The sequence below is a fragment of the Nocardia barduliensis genome, from assembly GCF_013315795.1.
GTDB classification, from domain to species: domain Bacteria; phylum Actinomycetota; class Actinomycetes; order Mycobacteriales; family Mycobacteriaceae; genus Nocardia; species Nocardia barduliensis.
The window spans coordinates 33793-51709 of record NZ_JABLTE010000036.1; the positions used below are offsets into that span (position 1 = coordinate 33793).

A 17917-nucleotide genomic window follows, 5' to 3' on the forward strand; every position below is an offset into this window, starting at 1 on the left:
CGAGAACGGTCTATGGACGCCCTCTGGGCAAGGTGACCTCCATGAATCAGGACACCTCGTTCAGTTAACCGTCGCCACGGGCTCATAGACCGCCGTTGCGTCCCGCACAAGAGCTCGGCGGCTATCAAGAGATCGACGTGTTTTTCGTCGAGCCAGGGAGGTGCAGGGCGGCAGAAACTTTCATATCAATACAAAACATGGTACAATAATGCCAATCGCCCCATGCCCGGCTCGAGATTACTCGCCGCATGTGCGACCTAAATCCAAGGAGAAATACACGTGACTTACATTCGCCAGCAGGCGGTCGTGACTGTCGACGCCGCCATCGAAGCAGTAACTACAGCACTCGCCAAAGGTGCCGAACAGGGAGTTCCGGTGTCGGTAGCGGTAGTCGACCCGGGGATGAACCTCATCGCCTTCGTCAAGGCGGACGGTGCAACCGCGCACAGCGCCGAAACGAGCCGTCGCAAGGCGAACACTGCTGCGTCGACCCGGAAGGCAACGGGATGGATGCCGCAGGAGCTGGCGCTCACCCTGCCGCTGGCCGCCGGGAATCTGCTGACCAATGTTCCGGGCGGATTCCCGCTGAAGTTTGACGGTGCGGTATGTGGAGCCATCGGGATCGCCGGCGGAACCGTCGATCAAGATGCCGCAATCGGACGCGCAGTTCTCGACAAGCTGGGCTGCGACACCGACGTATAGCCGCATCGCGGTCGGAGGCGCACCCAGTGGTGCGCCTCCCAGGCCACACGGTCTCGCAAAATCTTCCAAGCCCTCACCGCGCGGCAGCGCGTAGATATGCGGTCGTGAACCGCCGATAACCGAGTCGGAGTTCGGGTTGAAATCAGCTGGACCGGTTGGCACCAGTGAATCCGTGGTATGGAGAGGTTCACTCTCGTCATTTAAGATATTCGGATCACTTGCGCCTGCGGCATTCGATGACAAAAGACAACACTTTCCACACTTCGACGCATCGGCCACCTCAGGTGTAATCGTCGACGTACTCCGCGCAACCACGAGCCTCGTCGCGATCACCGGCGCGGGATGCCGTGGTGTATACGTTGATGTCAAGCCTAAGACAGGAGACTACCCCTTCATACCCCCCAATCCCCTGCCCATACAGCCCGGCGAGTGGATTTATGGGGGGGAATTGAACGGCCGTCCGATCCGCGGTGTAGACGCAGACGGAAACCCTATCGACGGCGTCATCGGAAATTCGCCCAGAGAGGTTCGACCAGCAGCTTTCGAGGGCAAGCTCCTTCGCTTCTTTTCCTCGAACGGTTCGAAGGCAATACAGTCGATGATGCACGCTGGCCTCAAGTCGGCTCACGTGATGTGCCTGGCAAACATCGAAAGCACCGTCGAGGCAGTCCTTTCTTATCACCCCGACCGCATATGGCTGTCCTGTGGAGGGTTCTACGGCAGCGGCTCCATGGAGGACAGCATCGCGTGCGGAATAGCTATTTCTGACCTTATCAAGCGGGGCTTCGCTACGGAGCATGAAATTGATGACGACGCCCAGCACATGCTGATGGCGGCCCGCTGGTACCTGCGCGAAGGCTGCCTCGCCACAGAAGAACTGATCGCCAAGCTCCGCAACCAGCAAGTCGGGCGACTACTGACAGACATTGGACACGGCGGCGACATCGAAGCGGCCGTCGCCGGGATCGGCATGCAGGGACGTCTCTGGGACGACATGGCGGCGGTCAAATTGAAGCTCGCCACGAATGACCACCCCTTCTTGGTTCCTGACAATAGCCGTACGGGAGCGAAGAACAATGACTAACCTGTCGTCACGACTGAAACACCTCTCCTCAAACGGACATCCCTTCTCGATCGAAGATGTCATGCGGTTCCCGCACCACGAGCTCACGAACGCCGACCTCCCCGGAGCGCGAAAACGCATCGCAATAGTCGGTGGCGGAATATCAGGTCTGGTCGCCGCCTATGAGCTGGGCCAGCGGGGGCATGCGGTCTCCCTCTACGAGGCCGATACCCGTCTGGGGGGTCGCCTTAAGACGCACAAATTCTACGACGGTACGATCGGCGAACTCGGCGCTATGCGCATACCTTCACACCACGACTGTGCACTACATTACATCCGCCAATTCGGCTTGAACTGCCGACCATTCGTGAACACGAATCCTATGGCATACTACCTGATCCGCAACCAGAAGTTACGGATCAAAGACTGGCAACTCCTGACGAAACATTTCCGACTGGCTCCGCGCGAAATACGGGATCCGATCAGGCTGTTCGACGATGCCATGTTCGTGGCGATGGCGAACCTGTCAACTCCTGAAAAGTGGCAGATGTTCGGCCCGACCCTGACCGGACACAGTCGCGACTTCGGCGCGATGTCGCTACGCCAATACCTCGAGACGACGCACCTGTCCAAAGAAGCAATCGAGTACATTGGACACACGACCGGCATGATCCAGTACGAACGTGCATCATTTCTCGAAACGCTGATCGACTATTTCGGCCTCCTTCGCGTTGAGCAGATCGAGCTAGAAGGCGGTATGTCCGAGCTAGTTTCAGCACTGGCCACGTCGGTCGATGGAGCCATCAACCTGAACAGTAGGGTTGACGCGATCCGAACAGACGCAGGTTCCACGACATTGACGATCAATGGCTGCCGTCAGCACGAGTTCGACTACGTCATCTGCGCAGTGCCGGCGCCTCAACTTGCCCGTATCGCCTTTGATCCACCACTACCCATCGACCACTCCAGGGCACTGAACGGTCTCTACTACGCAAGTGCCTCGAAGGTACTGATACATGTGAAAAGGCGGCTTTGGGAATCCGCCGATCAAATATTCGGGGGAGGGAGCTTTTCGGATCGAACATTCCAGCAGTGTTGGTACCCCTCGGATAATGCGATGCCTCTGGGCGATGATCTCCTCGCGGGACCGACAGGATCTGAGGCACGCGGCGAAGAGTACGCCCATGCCCCGCGGATATGGGGTCCGAGATCATCGGAAATGTCCAGATCACCAGGAGTGCTCACAGCCTCATACACCTGGGAAGCGAACTCGCGCCGGATGGCAGCTCTTTCGAATGAGGAGCGTGCCCAGGAGGTGTTGGGCGCGATGGATATCCTCCATCCAGGGCTTCGAGACCAAGTAGACGACGTCGTACATGTCTCGTGGGACACCGAGCGTAACCCCGGCGGCGGAGCCTTCGCCTACTTTGCACCGGGCGAACACGACCGTTACCAAGCGAGCCTGGTCGCGCCTCATCCGGCGGATTCGCCACGAATATTCTTCGCTGGCGAGCACACATCGGTCATCCACGCCTGGATTCAAGGCGCAGTGCAAGCAGCTCTCGATGCGGTAATAGAAGTTCTCGCTGCTCCTCCCCGCACATTGGAAGGGTGATACAAGTGACATGGTTCACCGCACACTTCAAGTTCGGCGTAAACACGGCGGAAGTTCAGGATGCTCAGCATACAATCCGAAGACTCCTGCAAGCCGGCGTAATCAAAGGAAACGAGACCGTCGATCCCGGTGAATTGTCATCTCGACTCGGAATACCGCGGCGGCATATCGCTTCAGCTCTTTCAAATCTTGAGGCCGAAGGGATTCTGGAGCGCCGCGGAGGCCGCACCATTGTAGTCAGAGTGATCACGGAGGATGAAATCTCCGAGATCCTTGCCATCAGACACGACGTGGAAAGTCGCGTTGCAGAACAATTAGCGAGAATTGCAACGGACGAGGATATCGATGCCCTCCGACAAGAGATCGACGCACAACGACGAGCAGCCGTAGCCGACGAGCGGATACTATTTATGGACCACGCGGCAGAATTCCATTGCCTTCTCGCGGAACGTGCTCGTTTCATCCATGCTGCCCGGATAATGCGAACATGGCAGGATCTCCAACGAGTGATCGGCGTCGGAGCCCTACACAGTAGGCATGTCATGCTACTGGTCGCGCATGAGCACGCTGACCTCGTTGACTTCATCGAAGCTGGTGACGAGCAACGTGCGCGCGAGCTGGCTACACAGCACCTGCTGGCAACCGCCGGGCGGCTCAATATTTCGGCGGTGACCGAATGACCGATCGGCGCCCCAGCTCCCGAGTAGCGGAAGTCATGATGGACTTGGGGTATCCGATACCCACGAACGTCACGCCTGCCAACAATTTCTCTCCAGCTAAACGAATTGGCAGCCTCATCTACGTATCGTCCGTCACTCCCAAAATGGCCAGTGGTGTCGAATACGTCGGGAGGATCGGACGCAACGTAAGCCTCGAACAGGCCAAGGACGCGGCGAAATGGTGCGTCGCGAACTCACTCGGCTGCCTTCGAACTGTGATAAACCTGGATGAGGTCACAGATGTCGTGGACGTAATGGTCTTCTGCAATGCACAGTCAGGCTTTGGTTTTCAAAGCGAAATTGCTGACGCAGCATCGGATCTTTTCGAGCGTGTATTCGGGGAATGCGGGGTGCACACAAGGGCGGCCATCGGTGCGTCGTCATTGGTGCGCAACGTACCGGTCGTCCTGAAGGCAGTCTATTCGGCCTAATATCACTTGACAAGGAAGGCCATGACCGACGTCGCAGACTACTTGAAATATATTCGCAGTGTCACCGGAGTTGCAGCGTACGACCTCGCCTCCTCTGGACTGCCGCAGAACTCTCAGCTCATCGACTCAATTCTGCGTAACGTTCCGGCAGGAGTCAGTGACCAGGAGATAGGTAGGGTTGCAGTAGCCGATCGGTACGGAACCTCGCCCGAACACGTGTGGCTGAGCCGCGGAGCGAGTGCTGGCGTGTCCCTTGGACTCGCTGCGCTGTCCCGACAGTTCGAGCACCCTTGCGTCGCGATCGAAACTCCTTCATATAAGAATTTTGCCAGCGTCGCCGCCGCACTCCGAATCCAGGCAGTCCCGATCGACCGGACGGTTTCGGGTGACTGGTCCTTTCGAGATGAAGTTATCAGGAGAACATTATCCGAAGGTGTGCAGATGGTTTGCATAACAAATCCTCATAACCCTTCCGGCCGATATCTGACGGACCTCGAGCTGGACAGTCTGAGTACGACATGCGCAGAGTACGGGGCAGTTCTACTCGTCGACGAGGTATTCCGCGACTTCGCCGACCCTGACGCCGGAACAGCTTTCGATCCAACGAGCAAGACAGTGATCACTTGCGGATCACTATCGAAATGCTATGGGCTGGGTGCGCTTCGGGTAGGTTGGTTACTGGCCAATCGGGATTTCATTTTGGATGTCGCCACCTCGGATGAAACAATGCATGGCCAACCCGGCCATCTTCATAGTGCACTGACATTCTCAGCACTATCCGAGACGAAAGATGTGATATCGAACTCCCGACATCTCGTGGATATGAACAGGGAGATTATCGTACGCTGGGCGAATGCGACGCCCGGGTTTGAGCCAATTGACTTCAGTCGATCAGGGTACGTTCTAATAAGAGTGGTGAATGCTATCGACGTATCTGAGTTCTGCAAGATGGTACTTGTGAACACATCGATCGCTGTCGTACCGGGTTCGCTTTTCGACTCACCCGGTACGATTCGGATATCGGCTACCGCGTCTACTAGCGCTCTTGAGATATCTCTGAAGTTGCTGGCTAGCCAAGCGGACGAACTACTTATGTGATCGGCGCCTAACGTCACACGTTCCTATTCTGAAAAACCGAAGACGCGAGTGGCTCGCACGTCCCCAAGTATAAGTCGCCTAACGCGTGCATGGTCGCACAGATCAGGCAATAAGTCGTCGGCACCAGCATATCTTAGTTCATCAAGCGTGCTTGCACCCGTCGCCACTCCAATCGCCCGCACCTGTGCCTTTCGTGCTGCGCGGATATCTTCGACAGAGTCTCCGATTATCACCGTTGTCTCCCCGCAAAAGGTGACACCAGTTCGAAGTCCTGCCCTATGTTGAGCAACCGATACCAGAGCTGCTCTGTCATAGCCGTCGTCGCCGAAGGCGGCAGATTCCAGGTCGACAAACCTGTCGAGATCGAAGGCCTCCAACTTTACTTGTGCAACCGCCCGGACATTACCCGTAAGAACAGTTTGATGGATAGCGGGCTCGGCGGACAGGCACTTCAGGATCTCGCTCGCTCCGGGTAGTTCACGCCCAATAGTCGCCAGCTCGACCCGTGCCCGTCGAAACTCTTCCACCAGCCGCCCGATCAAAGCTGAGATGGTCTGATCGGAAACTTCAAGTCCGTTCGTTCGCAACGTCTCTGCCGTAATTGCGAGTTCGGTCCATCCCGGTACGATAACCAGATCTTGCAGGTTCCTGCCAGTCGCTGCTCTGAAAGCACGTCGATAAACGGCCGGACCGACACCTCGCGATTCGATCAATGTGTGGTCAATATCCCACAGCACTAAGGTATGTGGCTGCTGGTCCGCCAGCGGCGCTGAGATGTTCACAAAAATGACTCCATCCGAAAATCAGGACCTATCGCACGCGTGTCATACACAAGATCTTTCCCTCTGAAGGATAAAGCAAGTATGCATCCCGGACAGATGGTGACAACAGGGATTCCACAACGCCTGAACAACGGAAAGGCCAGTGGCATTCAGCTGGATCGCCTCGTCACACTGCGTCTGTGACCCGAACCTCACCGATGGCACGATCAGGCTATGTCCCATTGCCGTGGCTGATGCCGAGCACATCTGGCCGGCGAGGACGACCAACTCATGCGCTGGTACACCGGCGGTCCCAGCACCCTCGCCGCGGTGACGAGCTACCTTGAACGCTGCGAATTGCAGTGGCAGACCGATGCTGCCATAAGACTTTCGCCATCGACGACGACGTCGCCGCCGCGCTCATCGGCAATCGGCACCATCGACATCCGGCTCGACCAGCTCTTTCTGACCGATGGGCAGGCCAATCTTGCCTATGGCATCTACCGGGCCAGCGCGGCAGAGGAGTCGCCGCTAGCGCCGTCACGCCGGCGTCCGGGTATCTCAGCGAGCGCCAGGCTGCCGATCAGGCCGTGATCCGTGTCCGCCTGGACAACCGCGCTTCTGCGGTTGTCGCGTCACGGTGCGGAGTCCGCTTCAGCCACAGCGCTATCGACGAGTGCAGTCCACTTGACTGGGTATGTCAAGAAGGTTTCATGCACGGTCTACCCGTCAATCGAATTGGAGAAGCGGAACGTCGAAGAGATCCGGGCGTGGGAGGCGTCTCAGGTCGGGAGAGGTTACTTCGATGAGCATCATCTCGGTCAGGAACTGAACTGAGGCGTCGAGGAGATGGCTGGTATGGCCGGTGGCGCTGTGCTCCTTGAGACCGACTGCGACGTGGATGTGCGGTCGGATTGTGTCGTGGTCCGGGTCGTAGGCGAGGGTGCCGCCGCCGTACGCTTCGACGTTGGTGAGCTGGACTTTGGACCAGACTGGGGCCGCGGGGTTTTCGAGTTTCTCGCAAGTGCCTACGATGGAGACCTCGGAGAATCCGGCGATGAAGGACGGGATGAATCCCTGCTTGACGCTGTTGGAGCGGCAGAAGTCCTGCAGCGCGAGAAAAAAATCGTCGCCATGGTCGAACACCACCAAAAACGTTCTGCCGATGTTGACTTCGGTGCTACGCATTGTCTGCACCTGCCGTTAGCGTGGCCCAGGGCCATGAAGTCGGATCGGCGTAGCCGCCGGATGCAGCGAAGGCTGACGCGATGGTGTCGCGGTCGGCTTGGTTGCAGATCAGGGTGTGCAGCAGCAGTCGGGCCTTGACTGGCTCGAGGAACCCGGCGGAGATGAGGCCGCGAGCGAGCAGGTCGCGTTCGGAACCTGGGAATCCGTAGGTCTCGGCCAACACGGTGCCTCCGCCTGTGCGGGACGCCAGGATTACCGGTTTAGTTTTGGCGATCGCCCCGAGGCGGGGAGCCAGGGGGGCTGGTACGTGTCCGGCTCCGACGGCGGCCACGACGATCCCGTCGACATGGTCGGCGACAGCGTCCAGGACCGTACCGTCGTCGCCGAGCGAGATGGGCAGCAGGGCCACACGAACATTGTCGGTCGGCGGTGCGGGCAGCCAGGTTCGGAAGGATAAGCGATTAGCCAAGTGCACGTGGCCCTCTGAGATCCAGCCGAGTGGGCCGCCGTTCGGTGATTCGAACGCGGCGCAGCGGGTGGTGTGGGCCTTACGGACGCGGCGGGCGGCGTGGATTTCGTCGGCGAATACGACCACACAACCCTGCTCCCGCGCCTGTGGGGACGCGGCTACCTGGACTGCGGCGAGGAGGTTGGCCGGGCCGTCGGCTCCGGCCATGCTCGGGTTGCGCATCGCGCCAGTTACAACCACGGGTTCGGGCCGATCGTGCAGGAGGTCGAGCAAGTAGCTGGTCTCCTCGATGGTGTCGGTCCCCTGCGTCACGACGACGCCCGCGGCGTGTGGCAGTTCCGTGGAGATGGCCTTCTGGAGCGCGGCGACGTCGGCGAAACTTAGCGAGGCCCCGGGGATCTGCCGGAACTGCACCACGTCCAGTTTCACTCCAGTGCCGTCCAACCCTGGCACGGCGGCGACGAGCTGTTCGGCTGTGAGATTGGGAGCGACCCCACCCGAGTCGGTTGGCGTCATGGCAATCGTTCCACCGAGCCCGAACACGACGACCCGGCCGAATCTATTAGGGTTCGACACGCCAGCCAGACTATCGGCCCGCAGTCGCCGCCATGCCGAGGAAGGCACAGGCCCGTTCGAGTCCCGCCAGGGACAATAGGCGGCTCCTCGGCCGGACCAGTCCAGCTATGCCTGTACTGGCCAGCCCACGGCATCTGCGGGTGACCCAGTTCCAGTCGATATCGAGGTACTGGGCAAGGCGGTGCAGGCGCTGGAGAGGTTCTGGCGCGTCGATCGCCGAGTGAGCCGTGGCGTGCCCAACTACGTCGGCGAATTGACGGACGGTGGTTCGTTTGTCGGTGACATCCACCAACCAGACGTCGTCGCTTCGCACCCAGTTGGCGAGTATGGCTCTCGCGCCAGGGTCCAAGACGAATCCGGGCGTGTCATCGAACAGCGGGTCCGGGCAGACTACGACTCGAATGCGGAACGATTCCATCAACGCTGCGGCAAGGAGCAGCAGAATCCGTTCCGGCAGCATTGATCCGGATGGCTCGGGTGGGACGTGGAAGGCCCGGGTCGATGGCGCGCCGGCCGCATGGCGCGCGGCCGTCTCTTGTAGGTATTCGAGTTTGTGTGCAAACAGTAGCCAGGCACTCGCCTCTTCGCCGGTTCGCTCCGCCGTCCAGTAAAACGGTGTCTGGCCGAGCCGATCAGCGTGCCGGAGAATGTGGCGGGCGCAGAAGTCGGAACCAAGCCACATTTGGGCAACCGGGGACAACGCGTCGTCTCGGCTGACCGCCGAAGCCGTCGTGCTGTCATAGACATGACGTACAGCGATCGCTGCGTCGAGTTCGGTGTCGCTATCGAGCAGGCCCTCATCGAGGTTGCTGACGGCCCATAGCATCCCCATCGTTATCTCGTCGAGTTCATATGCCTGCGGCAGCAGCAGTTCCTGCTGTCGACCGCTCCTGGCTGCGAGCCCGAAGTACCGCGAAGACCCGTTGTTTTCGACGGCAGCGACCAGAAGTCCGTTCCGGATGCGGGTGTGATCGCGAACCCGCTGCGATCCGCCGTCAAGAAGAATGCGCTCGCCCTTGCTGTCGGCAGGCAGAACGAGGGCCGGGATGGTCGTGCCAGCAAAACGTTCCCCAGCCGGGGTCTCGATGGCGATCTGCCCCAACGGACGGCGCGGCTTTCGCGCCCATACAATAGCGGCGGCAGCGTGTTTGGTGGTGAGCACGACGCCCTCTGCCCGAGGTTGCGGGTGCACTGACTCAACCAGAGCCCCCGCTGCGACGAGGATGTCATCCAGTCGCCGGATCAGGTCAGGGCTCGCCGTCCGCTGCCCCTTCTCGATCTTACCGATCAGGTCGCCGCTGACGTGCACGAGTCGGCCCAGGTTGGCGAGCGAATAGCCGTCGGCTTCCCGCCGTCGTCGCAGCTCGACTCCGAACCTGTTGCTCACGGATGGTCCGTGCAGATGATCCGGCGCCCGCCCCACGATGTCGATTGTCGCAATCGCGACGGCGTGTCCGCTACTCGTTTGCCTCGTTCAGCGGCCTCCGGGGTGTCTACCGAGATCGGAGCCCGGGGCCGGTGTCGTGCGGACAAGCATGTTTGTCCGGGCTGACAGCCCTGATTCGGTCAGCGCCGGACAGGGGAAGTGGTGATCCTGGAAGTCGTTGTGGCGAGCGGTCACAACGAGTTGAACAGCGGGGAAGGAGGATCTCCATGGCCAAGGTCAAGCGACCCTGGCGTCGTCCGCAGTGGCGCGCCCGCAACGTCCGGACTCATTGCTGATCCGGTCGGACTGTCGGTGCCCGCCCGAGTCGTCGAAGGCGGGCACCGACTCAGAAAAGACAAGCCGTTCCTGCTCGAAGGCGAGGCCGCCATGTCCGCAAAACTCGAAAGCACCAAGATCTCTCTTCACACCCACGCCGTGGCGCGAAAGACAAGCGCTGGCTTGACAATGCTGTTCGACAGAGCCAAGGGCGTGATGTACGAACTGAACGAATCCGCGTCGGCCGTCGTCGGTCTGCTGGCGGACGGCCCCCTCGGATTCAGCGAAATCGTCGAAGCGCTAACCCTCGAATTCGACGCGGCGCCAAAAGAGATCGCCGCCGATGTCACCGCTTTCATCGACGATTTCACCACTGCGGGGCTGCTCAAGCGGGGCGACGATGCAGCATGAGGCCGTTCTCGTCAGGCCTGACGACTTCCAGCTTCCCGAGCATCCGCTGCCGATCCTGGTCCAGCTGGGTCTGACCTATCGATGCAACCTGAAATGCAGCCACTGCTACGCCCTGTACCGGCGCAACCGAGACGAGTTCACCCTCGACGAGATCGACCGGTTAGCACAACAACTGCACAGCGAGGGCGCGGCAAGCCTGGTGTACTCGCACGGCGAGAACATGATCCGTCGGGATTTCCACGAGGCGGCAGCGGTCTTCCGAGACCTGGATTTCTACCAGACCTTGATGCTCAACGGCTTCTACGTCCGCCAGCCCGAGGACGCGCAGAAGCTCATCGGAGCAGGGATCAGCCGCGCGATGGTGTCGATCGACAGCACGGAGCCCGCCGTGCACGATGGGGTCCGCGGTAAGGCCGGGGCGTTCGACGTCGCCGTCCGGGCTCTGCGGATGCTCAAGCAGGAAGGCATGGCGACGGTCGGGTTTTCGACCACCATCGACTCTCACAACTACGAGCAAGTCGACCGTATCGTCAACTTCGCCCTGGACATCGGAGTCGACGCAATCAGTTTCATGCAGAACCGATACAACCTGCACAACATCTTCGACCGTGCCCTATGGCCCCACTATCAGGATGTGTGCAAGCGGTTGTATCAGCTGATCCTGGATCACCAAGGCGTGCTGGACATCTACACCCACGACCCGTTCATGTTGACGCTGATCGACGACCGGCTGATCGACCAGGCTGCCCGCGAGTTGTTCATCGGATCGAATCTGTGCAATGTAGGGACCAGCATGGTGTCGATCGACCCGGTGGGCAACGTGTCCGGCTGCAACTTCATCGAAGAAGCCGTCGGCAACGTTCGCGACGAGCCGTTCGCCGACATCTGGCGAAGGCTGGTCGACCGTTACTCCGATCGTCGGGAACCGCCGGCCGGACCGTGCGGCTCCTGCTCGGCGCTCGGGCCATGCATGGGCGGCTGCAAGGCGTTCCATTACAACGGCAAGTACGACGAGCGTTGCGGCGCACAACGATTCGTCGATCTCGGCCCTCACGGACTTGACACCGCGCAGCAGACCATCCCTGCGACTGCCCCGCAAAGGGCGCCGGGGGTTTTCGTGGGTCTGCCTCGGCTACGCGTAGGAGCCGAATGATGAAGATTCTGTTCGTCAATCCGCACTACACACACGACCCGCATACGTTGCTGCTGCATCCGCCTCTCGGCTACGCCTACATGGCGCGCTCACTGCGCCGTGCTGGACACGAAGTGGTGCACGTGGACCTGCCGTTCGAGGGCAACAACGTCGATGCGCTGATTGCAAGGCTCGACGACATCTGCCCGGACCTGGTCGGCGTCACCTCCGTCGCCCAGAGTTACTACCACGCGCTCGAGATCGCGCGAACCGTCCGCAGCTGGCGGCCGACAACCCCGATTGTGTTCGGTGGCCCGCATGTCTCGTTCATCGGCACCGAATGCCTCACCCGCCACGACTGCGTCGACTTCGTGCTGCTGTTCGACGCCGAGGACAGCATCGTCGACCTCGCCGACGCTCTTGGTTCCGGCGGCGGCACCTCGGCGCTGGCGAAGGTGCCGGGCCTGGTCTTCCGAGACGGACCCGGCCTCCAGACGACGGCGCCCGCGCCTCCAGAGATGGATCTCGACCGATACGGACGACCCGACCGCAGCATCTTCGACATGCGCAACTACCTCGACTACGACTACGAGACCGTCGTCATGACCGCACGAGGATGCCCAAGTCGCTGCACCTTCTGCTCGACGACGATCGCTGGCCGCGCGGCCCGGTGGAACAGCCCGACGCACGTCGCAGACGAGATGGAAACCGTCGCCGATATGGGGTTCTCCTCGATCTTCTTCGGTGACGACACCTTCTCCGGCGACCCACGCCGAGCAGTTGCGATCTGCGAGGAGATCACGCGGCGTGGCCTGACGATCCCGTGGACCAGCAACATGCGGGCACAGGATGCGCGCCCGCAAGTGCTCGACGCGATGATCGAGGCGGGCGCATATCGGGTGTTCGTCGGATTCGAGTCCGTTCAGGAACAGACGCTGCGACTGGTGAAAAAGGGAACCTCGCCCGCGCGGCTGTACAAGACGGCTGGGCGGATCATGGCGGCGGGGCTGGAGTTGCACGCGTCATTCATTGTCGGCGCGCCAGGGGACAGCCCCGAAACTCTGGCGGCCACTATGGATTTCATCCGGCTCGTGAACCCCACGGTCGCCACGTTCAACGTCATGGAGCCCCGCCCCGGCACGGACGTGTACGCCAATCCCGAACGGTACGGCATCACGATTCCCGACAAGTACTGGTACGAAACAACCAGTTGGCTCGACATGCCCGTCTGCCACAACGACGCCATGTCCGCCACGGACATTCGCGACTGGGTCAGCCGCTGCTACGACGAGTTCTGCTCCCCGGACTTTCGCGATATCGCCAATCTCAAACGCCTGGAACCGATCCGCAGCCAATGGGACCACGCGGCTGAGCAGGTGCAGAAACACCTTCCGCTCGTCAGGAGACCGGCATGAGCCTCAAAATCGGACTCATCGGTGCCGGACTCGCAGCGCGTTCCCATGCCCTCGACATCGTGACCGACTCAGCCATGGACCTCGCTGGCGTAGCCGCCGCTCGCCACAGTTCGGCGACCGCATTAGCCGAGGACTTCGGCAGCACCGCATTTCCCGATGTCGATTCGATGGTGCGCGCTGGCGTGCTCGATGCCGCCGTGGTGGCGGTGCCGCCGCGAGCGGTGTTCGATGTACTCGAGGGGCTTCCCGCCACACTGCCATGCCTGGTCGAGAAGCCTGTCGCCGCAACCGCCGGCGAACTCTCCCGGCTGCGGCGTCTATCCAGCGCACGCCCGTGCTCGGTCGCCCCGTTCAACCGACGCTATCAGCCGCACATCCGCGAGAGCGCCGAGCTGGTCGCACAGGGAGCTATCGGGCCACTGCGCCGAATTGAGGCACGCTGGACAGGCCCGTACGCAACGAGATTCGCCCACACAGCACCCACCCACAGGGCAGCCGCCGGCCCCCGGCACGGCGTACTGATCGACAACGGCAGCCATGCACTGGATGCCATTGCCATGTTCCTACCCGCCAACGTTCCAGCCAAGACGCCCGACACAATCACGGCAGTCTTCGGCCGCAATGAACGTGGCGCAGATATCGAGGCCGACCTCTGTTTTCGTGCCGGGGCCGTCGAGGTGCGCCTGGTGCTCGCCGACGCGGAGGAGGGAGCTGCCTGCGGAGACTGGCAGATCGCCCTCGAAGCGGAACAAGGAGTCGCCCTCCTGAACGAGAACGGCTGTACTTTCGATGCGCCAACACCCACCGTCATCGCGCCCCAACCCATGCTGCGGCCGGTCACTGACCTGCACCGCATCGCTGTAGGCCAACCGCCGATGGGCTCCCGGCTGAGTCACGTCGAGCAGATCAGCGTGCTCGTTAACGCCGCCTATGACCACGCGGAGCGAACTACCTCGCATTGGATCCGGCCGCGGGGAAAGGCCCTCGGTCGGCTCAACGGCGCCTGCTGAACGGAGGAGAAAAGACAATGCGAATTCCGCAATTCGAACTGGAGACGCGTCCGGTCGCTGCAGGCCGCTGCCTCATCGAGGACACGGTGGTCATCGCCGACGAACTTGTCGCCATCCGTGTGGATGACGTGCTCGACCCCGACTACGCCAGCTCCCTTGCCGACCATCTGGCGCATGGAATCCACTACGAGCGCGACGAAATCGGCGACACGAAACGTGTAAGCCGCGCAAAACGTCTGGGCGACATGCCAGACAGTCCCATTGCACTGACCGCCGCGCCCGACATGAATGCTCTCGACGCCCTCGAAATGTTCGTCAGCCCGTGGTGGCTGGACCAGCTGAGCCGATGGCTCGGACAACCTCTTGAGGCGCTGCGGCCCACGACGCCTTACCGTATGGACGTTGGCGATTACGTCGACCCGCACGATGATTGTCCGGCACCCGAGTATCGGCTCTCGGTCGTGTGCAATTTCACGGCGGACTGGAATTCGGGTGACGGCGGGGAAACCGTCGTCGGTCTCGTCGAAGACGTCGTCGAATACGACGATCCGGACTGGTTCTTTCCCCTGAAGAAATGGACCCTGCGACCCGAAACACGGCAGCTGGCCCCGCGCTTCAACTCCGCGTTGCTGCTCCCGCTAGCACCCACACGAGCGCATGCCGTCCGTCCCGTCCAACGCGGATCCCGGTTCTCGATCACCACGCTGTACGGAGGCATCGAGCGATGACACAACAGCTGATGACCGACGACGAACGCAGGCAATGGGCCGAACAGGGCTATCTGCACATCCGCGGCGCGCTAGCTCCTGCCGAAGTACAAACGCTTCATGCTGCGCTGCTCGAACTGCACTGCCGCGACGCTGCCGTCGATTTTGCCGATGTCTTCGACGCCGGCAACAATCGAGACCTGAGCATCGCAAACGCGCTGCGCTGGTGCCCAGAACTGGATCTGCTGCTCGATCACCCTGGGGTGTTCGGCCGGATTCTCGGGCTCATCGGCCCGTACTTGCAGGTGCTCGGCTCGGAGATCTTCTTCCGATACCCCGCGCCCGAGCCCCTCGTGGCCTTCCACACCGACCAGGGCCCGTCGCTCATCCACGCCGCACCGAGCGTCAAGGAAGTACAGATCAAAGCCCAGTTCTTCCTTACCGACCTCACCAGGCCCAACGCTGGGAACTTCACTGTCGCTCCTGGCTCCCATCGCACGAACTTTCCAGGCAAGATCGCGTTCGAACAGGTTGCCGCGCCCAGACAAATCCTTGCGCATGCCGGTGACGTGGTGCTGTTCCCGCTCTCACTCGGTCATGGCGTCGCAGCCAACACCAGCGACACCACCCGCATCAGCGTGGTCCTGCGCTACGGCCAACTATTCTGCCGACCCGTCGACTACTGGATCACGCCTGACGTCGCTATCCTCGATCGCCAAACGCCGCGCCGCCGTCGGCTACTTGGCGACTTCGGGGCGCGCAGCCGCCCCGGCGACGTCTACGGCGCGATCCCCGATCAACTGGAGCTGATCTACGGCGACGACTGGTCCGATACCGACCAAGCCCGCGCTGAATTCGCTCAGGCACAACGAAGCCTCCATGCCTACGAGACCCTCTAGTTGCGGCTGGCGGACCGTTCCACCCGTGATTCTCCACGCCAACCTCGCAGTCACAGGCTGAGGGGCGTGCCTGGGCACGATGCCGCCGCCGAACACGTCGCGGACCGGACATGATCCGAGCCTGACTAACATGTCCATGTACCTGCCACCGGCCCCACTCTGGTGAGCCGGGCTACTCCCACCGACGCAGCGAAGGATCCCTGTGAAAGTCGACAACAGCCCTGCCCGCGGAATGCGCGATCTGCTCCCCGCAGAGGTCGCCACGCGGGACCATGTGCTGTCGACTATCACAGAGGTTTACCGCAGCTACGGCTATCAGCGCATCGAAACTCCCGCCCTGGAGGACATCACCCGCTTGCAGGGTGGCCAGGGTGGCGAGAACGAGAAGCTGATCTACCAGGTCCTGCGTCGCGGCCTGCCGCCCGAAGTCGAACCTCGCAGCATCCTCGCCGATCTGGTCGACCTCGGGCTGCGGTTCGATCTCACCGTGCCGCTGACCCGGTTCTACGGCAACAATCACGCTCAGCTGCCCACCCCGTTCCGCGCCCTGCAGGTCGGCCCCGTCTGGCGCGCCGAACGGCCCCAGAAGGGCCGCTACCGCCAGTTCTACCAATGCGACATCGACATGATCGGCGAACCCGGGGTGCTGGCCGAAGCCGAGTTGATCGAAGCCACCACCAGCGCCCTGGCCGCCGTTGGCCTCGACAACGTGACCGTGCGGCTGTCCGACCGCCGGTTCCTCACCGCTGTCGCCACAGACTCCGGCCTGCCCGAAGCCTGCTGGGACAAGTTCTTCATCGCCTTGGACAAGCTCGACAAGATCAGCTGGGACGGCGTCCGCGCCGAACTCGCCAAGACAGAGATGCCCGCAGAGGCCGTGGCCGCAGCACTGGACAAGATCGCCGCGCTCCAGGACACCCCGACAGGCAAACTCCTTGACGTGTTGGCCGACGCGCTGCCAAGCGTGCCCCAACAGTCCCTCGACGACTTCGCTGCCACCACCGCCAGCCTGGACCTCCTCGCGGAAGAACGTTCGCTCGCTTGGCAATTCGACCCCACCCTGGTGCGTGGCATGGGCTACTACACTGGCCAGATCTACGAGATAGCCCACCCCGAGTCGTCCAGCTCGGTCGCTGGTGGCGGACGCTACGACCAGCTGATCGGCCGATCCCTCGGCAAAGACGTACCCGCCTGCGGCTTCTCCATCGGATTCGAACGCATTGTGAACCTACTCGGCCAGCAGGCTCGCCACGACGCCCTCGCGATCCTCGTCGAACCCGACGTCCCCGTCGCCGCGGCACTCTCGGCAGCGCGCGAGCTGCGGCACGATAGCCGCACGGTTGAAGTTGTCCGGCGTAGCGGCAAGCTCGGCGCTCAATTGAAGCGACTGGAAGCGGCCTCCTTTGGATCGTTTGTGATCCTTCAACTCGCGGACGGCGTGGTCGTTCGTAGCGACGAGCGTGAACTGGAGACATCGACCCGCACCTCAAACGATCACCCCCGGTAATCGGCCGGGTTCGCTGAAGAAGGCAGACTTTCACACCAAGGTCGTCCGGAGAGAGGAATACCAGAGTTCTGGCTCCGCAGCGCTGCCGCTATTCGTCATTGTTCGGGCTCTGACGTCTCGTTGTTCTTCGACTTTGCGGAGCCAGTCCTCTCGATCGGCTTCGGCGATCGGAACATAGGGATACGCCGTACGACGGTGAGTTGAAGCAGCTGTCAAAACTCTTCGTCGTTCCCGTCGTCCAGCTCGGTCTGCGGCAACTTCTCAGTATCGTCCTCGTCGCTCCACCACCGCACCGGTCTTGCCGGCGGTCGTGCACTCGGTGATGTCTGATCCCAATCCGGCTCGCCGAGCGTCTCCTCATCGGCCCAGGGATCATCCGCCACCGCTACATTTCCCGCCGCATGCCGCCCCTGCAGCTCCGTTGACTTCCACCAGTAGCCCAGTCGGAAGCAGAGCGCTCCGGCGAAGACGACGGATCCCGTCCACGGGATGGCGACGAGGAGAGGCGTCAT

Annotated in this window: 19 protein-coding genes; 14 read left to right on the forward strand and 5 right to left on the reverse strand. The window is 61.4% G+C overall.

The features are described from left to right. Positions 1-279: 279 nt before the first annotated feature. The 6 genes from HOV91_RS17350 (at position 280) to HOV91_RS17375 (ending at position 5628) form a co-directional block, all read left to right on the forward strand. Positions 280-702 carry a GlcG/HbpS family heme-binding protein gene (locus tag HOV91_RS17350; RefSeq protein WP_174186442.1) on the forward strand — a complete coding sequence of 141 codons (423 nt, stop codon included), beginning with the start codon at positions 280-282 and terminating at the stop codon, positions 700-702. A gap of 136 nt (positions 703-838) precedes the next feature. Then, on the forward strand, positions 839-1786 hold the full coding sequence (locus HOV91_RS17355; RefSeq protein ID WP_174186443.1) for a 2-phosphosulfolactate phosphatase: 948 nt from the start codon (positions 839-841) through the stop codon (positions 1784-1786). Continuing rightward, positions 1728-3380 (forward strand): flavin monoamine oxidase family protein, encoded by a 1653-nt coding sequence (locus tag HOV91_RS17360; RefSeq protein WP_174186444.1) that lies wholly within the window; start codon positions 1728-1730, stop codon positions 3378-3380. Before HOV91_RS17355 ends, HOV91_RS17360 begins: the two co-directional genes overlap by 59 nt. Positions 3381-3385: 5 nt before the next feature. Further along, positions 3386-4060, forward strand: coding sequence for a GntR family transcriptional regulator (locus HOV91_RS17365; RefSeq protein ID WP_174186445.1), 675 nt, complete (start codon positions 3386-3388; stop codon positions 4058-4060). Between the two features lie 35 nt (positions 4061-4095). Further along, entirely contained in the window at positions 4096-4530 is a 435-nt protein-coding gene (locus HOV91_RS17370; RefSeq protein WP_174186446.1) for a RidA family protein, read from the forward strand. Between the two features lie 21 nt (positions 4531-4551). Further along, positions 4552-5628 carry a pyridoxal phosphate-dependent aminotransferase gene (locus HOV91_RS17375; protein ID WP_174186447.1) on the forward strand — a complete coding sequence of 359 codons (1077 nt, stop codon included), beginning with the start codon at positions 4552-4554 and terminating at the stop codon, positions 5626-5628. A gap of 23 nt (positions 5629-5651) precedes the next feature. On the opposite strand, the gene HOV91_RS17380 is transcribed toward HOV91_RS17375, so the two are convergent. Continuing rightward, the gene (locus HOV91_RS17380; RefSeq protein ID WP_217440624.1) at positions 5652-6410 is read right to left on the reverse strand and encodes an HAD family hydrolase; all 759 of its coding nucleotides are present in this window, start codon (positions 6408-6410) and stop codon (positions 5652-5654) included. Positions 6411-6680: 270 nt separating this feature from the next. On the opposite strand from HOV91_RS17380, the gene HOV91_RS17385 reads away from it, so the two are divergent. Continuing rightward, entirely contained in the window at positions 6681-6983 is a 303-nt protein-coding gene (locus HOV91_RS17385; RefSeq protein WP_174186448.1) for a hypothetical protein, read from the forward strand. Positions 6984-7118: 135 nt separating this feature from the next. Here the strand turns inward: HOV91_RS17385 and HOV91_RS17390 are convergent, their stop codons facing one another. The 3 genes from HOV91_RS17390 to HOV91_RS17400 are packed head-to-tail and all read right to left on the reverse strand — an operon-like array spanning position 7119 to position 10009. Beyond that, the gene (locus tag HOV91_RS17390) at positions 7119-7577 is read right to left on the reverse strand and encodes a PPC domain-containing DNA-binding protein (protein ID WP_174186449.1); all 459 of its coding nucleotides are present in this window, start codon (positions 7575-7577) and stop codon (positions 7119-7121) included. Beyond that, the gene (locus tag HOV91_RS17395; protein ID WP_217440625.1) at positions 7570-8589 is read right to left on the reverse strand and encodes an asparaginase; all 1020 of its coding nucleotides are present in this window, start codon (positions 8587-8589) and stop codon (positions 7570-7572) included. Before HOV91_RS17395 ends, HOV91_RS17390 begins: the two co-directional genes overlap by 8 nt. Positions 8590-8632: 43 nt before the next feature. Next, the gene (locus HOV91_RS17400; protein ID WP_174186450.1) at positions 8633-10009 is read right to left on the reverse strand and encodes a helix-turn-helix domain-containing protein; all 1377 of its coding nucleotides are present in this window, start codon (positions 10007-10009) and stop codon (positions 8633-8635) included. Positions 10010-10210: 201 nt separating this feature from the next. Between HOV91_RS17400 and HOV91_RS17405 the strand changes: the two genes are divergently transcribed. From HOV91_RS17405 to hisS, 7 genes are all read left to right on the forward strand, one after another. Next, on the forward strand, positions 10211-10735 hold the full coding sequence (locus HOV91_RS17405; protein WP_174186451.1) for a PqqD family protein: 525 nt from the start codon (positions 10211-10213) through the stop codon (positions 10733-10735). Then, complete coding sequence (locus tag HOV91_RS17410) at positions 10725-11888, forward strand: radical SAM/SPASM domain-containing protein (protein WP_174186452.1); 1164 nt, start codon at positions 10725-10727, stop codon at positions 11886-11888. Before HOV91_RS17405 ends, HOV91_RS17410 begins: the two co-directional genes overlap by 11 nt. Then, positions 11888-13282, forward strand: coding sequence for a B12-binding domain-containing radical SAM protein (locus tag HOV91_RS17415; protein ID WP_281370902.1), 1395 nt, complete (start codon positions 11888-11890; stop codon positions 13280-13282). The genes HOV91_RS17410 and HOV91_RS17415 overlap by 1 nt, the downstream gene beginning before the upstream one ends. Further along, entirely contained in the window at positions 13279-14292 is a 1014-nt protein-coding gene (locus HOV91_RS17420; RefSeq protein WP_174186454.1) for a Gfo/Idh/MocA family protein, read from the forward strand. The genes HOV91_RS17415 and HOV91_RS17420 overlap by 4 nt, the downstream gene beginning before the upstream one ends. A gap of 17 nt (positions 14293-14309) precedes the next feature. Continuing rightward, complete coding sequence (locus HOV91_RS17425; protein WP_174186455.1) at positions 14310-15020, forward strand: 2OG-Fe(II) oxygenase; 711 nt, start codon at positions 14310-14312, stop codon at positions 15018-15020. After that, on the forward strand, positions 15017-15898 hold the full coding sequence (locus HOV91_RS17430) for a phytanoyl-CoA dioxygenase family protein (protein WP_217440627.1): 882 nt from the start codon (positions 15017-15019) through the stop codon (positions 15896-15898). Before HOV91_RS17425 ends, HOV91_RS17430 begins: the two co-directional genes overlap by 4 nt. Before the next feature lie 202 nt (positions 15899-16100). Further along, the gene (hisS, locus tag HOV91_RS17435; RefSeq protein WP_174186457.1) at positions 16101-17405 is read left to right on the forward strand and encodes a histidine--tRNA ligase; all 1305 of its coding nucleotides are present in this window, start codon (positions 16101-16103) and stop codon (positions 17403-17405) included. A 212-nt stretch (positions 17406-17617) separates the two neighbouring features. On the opposite strand, the gene HOV91_RS17440 is transcribed toward hisS, so the two are convergent. After that, positions 17618-17917, reverse strand: coding sequence for a hypothetical protein (locus HOV91_RS17440; RefSeq protein WP_174186458.1), 300 nt, complete (start codon positions 17915-17917; stop codon positions 17618-17620).

Coding starts and splice junctions, on each gene's coding strand:
- HOV91_RS17360 (WP_174186444.1), top strand. CDS start 1,728: ATGACCACCCCTTCTTGGTTCCTGACAATAGCCGTACGGGAGCGAAGA.
- HOV91_RS17370 (WP_174186446.1), top strand. CDS start 4,096: ATGATGGACTTGGGGTATCCGATACCCACGAACGTCACGCCTGCCAAC.
- HOV91_RS17375 (WP_174186447.1), top strand. CDS start 4,552: ATGACCGACGTCGCAGACTACTTGAAATATATTCGCAGTGTCACCGGA.
- HOV91_RS17385 (WP_174186448.1), top strand. CDS start 6,681: ATGCGCTGGTACACCGGCGGTCCCAGCACCCTCGCCGCGGTGACGAGC.
- HOV91_RS17390 (WP_174186449.1), bottom strand. CDS start 7,577: ATGCGTAGCACCGAAGTCAACATCGGCAGAACGTTTTTGGTGGTGTTC.
- HOV91_RS17410 (WP_174186452.1), top strand. CDS start 10,725: ATGCAGCATGAGGCCGTTCTCGTCAGGCCTGACGACTTCCAGCTTCCC.
- HOV91_RS17415 (WP_281370902.1), top strand. CDS start 11,888: ATGAAGATTCTGTTCGTCAATCCGCACTACACACACGACCCGCATACG.
- HOV91_RS17420 (WP_174186454.1), top strand. CDS start 13,279: ATGAGCCTCAAAATCGGACTCATCGGTGCCGGACTCGCAGCGCGTTCC.
- HOV91_RS17425 (WP_174186455.1), top strand. CDS start 14,310: ATGCGAATTCCGCAATTCGAACTGGAGACGCGTCCGGTCGCTGCAGGC.
- HOV91_RS17430 (WP_217440627.1), top strand. CDS start 15,017: ATGACACAACAGCTGATGACCGACGACGAACGCAGGCAATGGGCCGAA.
- HOV91_RS17440 (WP_174186458.1), bottom strand. CDS start 17,917: ATGACGCCTCTCCTCGTCGCCATCCCGTGGACGGGATCCGTCGTCTTC.